A 1854-nucleotide genomic window follows, 5' to 3' on the forward strand; every position below is an offset into this window, starting at 1 on the left:
CGCGATTGCCCTCGGGCCGGCCTACACTCCCTTTGCCGGCGTATACTTATTTAGCGTCCATGCTAACGCCGGCGCTACGCGTGGGAGAACCGGATCCACAGGCCCCATGGACCGCACCTGTGTGAGCACAGGCCGCTCTCCGGAAACCAGCGGTCCCTCGTCGCCTGAATGCACCGACCCCCAACGTTGGCGACCGTCGCGGAGGCAACCCCCGCCACGAACGGGGTGTCCTTCGTGCACGGTTACTCAGGCCCGCAGGGCGTCACGCGATGGTAGTAGCTCACTTCTTTGAATCCGGCCAGCGACGCCGTCTACGTTGGGGCCGAGTCGAGAGCGCACCGCTAATGGCCGGCGCAGTAGCGCTGGCCAGCACAGGGTACATAGCTGCGATCGACGAAAAGGCCTGGGCGGGGCCACGTCGGCTCGGCCCGGGCGTCCAGGGTTCCCCACAGCGTGAGCCGGCATTGCCCACGGAGACAGCTCGAGAGCAGAGTACGCGAGGCGCAAGGTCGAGTCATCCTTTTGGAGCGGGGGCTGGATCGCAGCCCAGTTGCGGCCGCCGGGGACAGGCTGTAGTCCGGCGAACGGTACCCCTGAGGAGCTTAGACGACTGGCTCGTCCCTGCGTGTTATCAATAGCTTTACCGCTCCGGTTCTACTATGATTTACCGAAACGTCCGCCAAAAATCTCTGGGGTGCTTACGCATCGAACGTAATACGAACATACTAGGGCGTCCCGCAACTGGTCGAGTAACTTCCCGGCGGATCGTGCCGGAGTCGGCTAAAAGACACCCCCAATTCGTGCGATAAGGTGGCGAGACTAAGATCATATGAAATACGAGTCGGCCTCCGAACAAGGTCCTTACTTACTGCAGTTATGGTACACACGGGGCTGTGAGAACTCCATGGCGGAAACTGAGTCACGGAGCATGATAGTGCGTATGGTCAACTAATCATCCGGTAATTATTGTTCTCCAGCTCCGCGGTTCGCGACTATGTGAGTCAAACTTACGAATTGGACCGTATCATCTGGTAGATAACGTCCTTGGACCAGCCGGCAATGTGGCGTAAATCTCGAACGCACGAGTTTCGAACGACACATAACATGCTACGGGATTGAGTCCCGTGTGTGCGCATCGCCTGACGCCACTTAGTGAAGTCTCCATCCGTCAACAAACAGCCCCAGACAAGTTTCAGACCATCTGACTACGTGCGCGGCGTGTAGTTTCGAACCCGAGATTACATGGCTACTATACTCTTGGGTTTCCACTGCAATATACTTTGCGTATAAGTTATTTTTAAGTCATATAGCTTTACAGCGAAAAGAGAAAGTTTCTAATTTTATCTTTAGATATTTCAAGGATATTCTATCACTATAAAATCGTATTATCTCTTTTCGCCACTGAAATAAACAGTATTTCATTATTATGAAAATATGATTAAATAAAATTATTTCCAAATTTCGTAACTTTGTTTTAAAGTTATATAATTTAGGAACTTAGTGTACTATATGTAACTATTGGATCATATTACTTCTAAGTCTTATATTTTAAGTATTATTTTGTTCGCATTCCTTTGGTTATCTTAGTAAAAATGTCTTGAATAAGTATTGTGTGAGATTTAATTAATTAATTTTTAATAATGTCAAGCTATAATCATATGCCAATGTCTTAAATACTTAGTACATAAACTTTTATAATGCAACGTCTAAGCATCCTTATAAGTTTAATTCCAATTCTATATAACACAACATCAAATTAAATACCGTGAGTAAAATTATTGAACAATTAATGGACATGGCAAAAAATAAATGATATGCCTGTGTCCGCGTGTATAGCAAGCATAATGCATACAG

The 1854-nt window shown here is 48.0% G+C and carries 1 protein-coding gene; it reads left to right on the forward strand.

Annotated features, from left to right (window positions below):
- Positions 1 to 269: 269 nt before the first annotated feature.
- On the forward strand, positions 270 to 638 hold the full coding sequence (locus CNR22_24375; GenBank protein PBQ30203.1) for a hypothetical protein: 369 nt from the start codon (positions 270 to 272) through the stop codon (positions 636 to 638).
- Positions 639 to 1854 lie beyond the last annotated feature (1216 nt).

Source organism: Sphingobacteriaceae bacterium (genome assembly GCA_002319075.1).
Lineage (GTDB): Bacteria > Bacteroidota > Bacteroidia > B-17B0 > Aurantibacillaceae > Aurantibacillus.

Excerpts from the sequence above, each read along its gene's own strand:
- CNR22_24375 (PBQ30203.1), top strand. The coding sequence starts at position 270 with ATGGTAGTAGCTCACTTCTTTGAATCCGGCCAGCGACGCCGTCTACGT.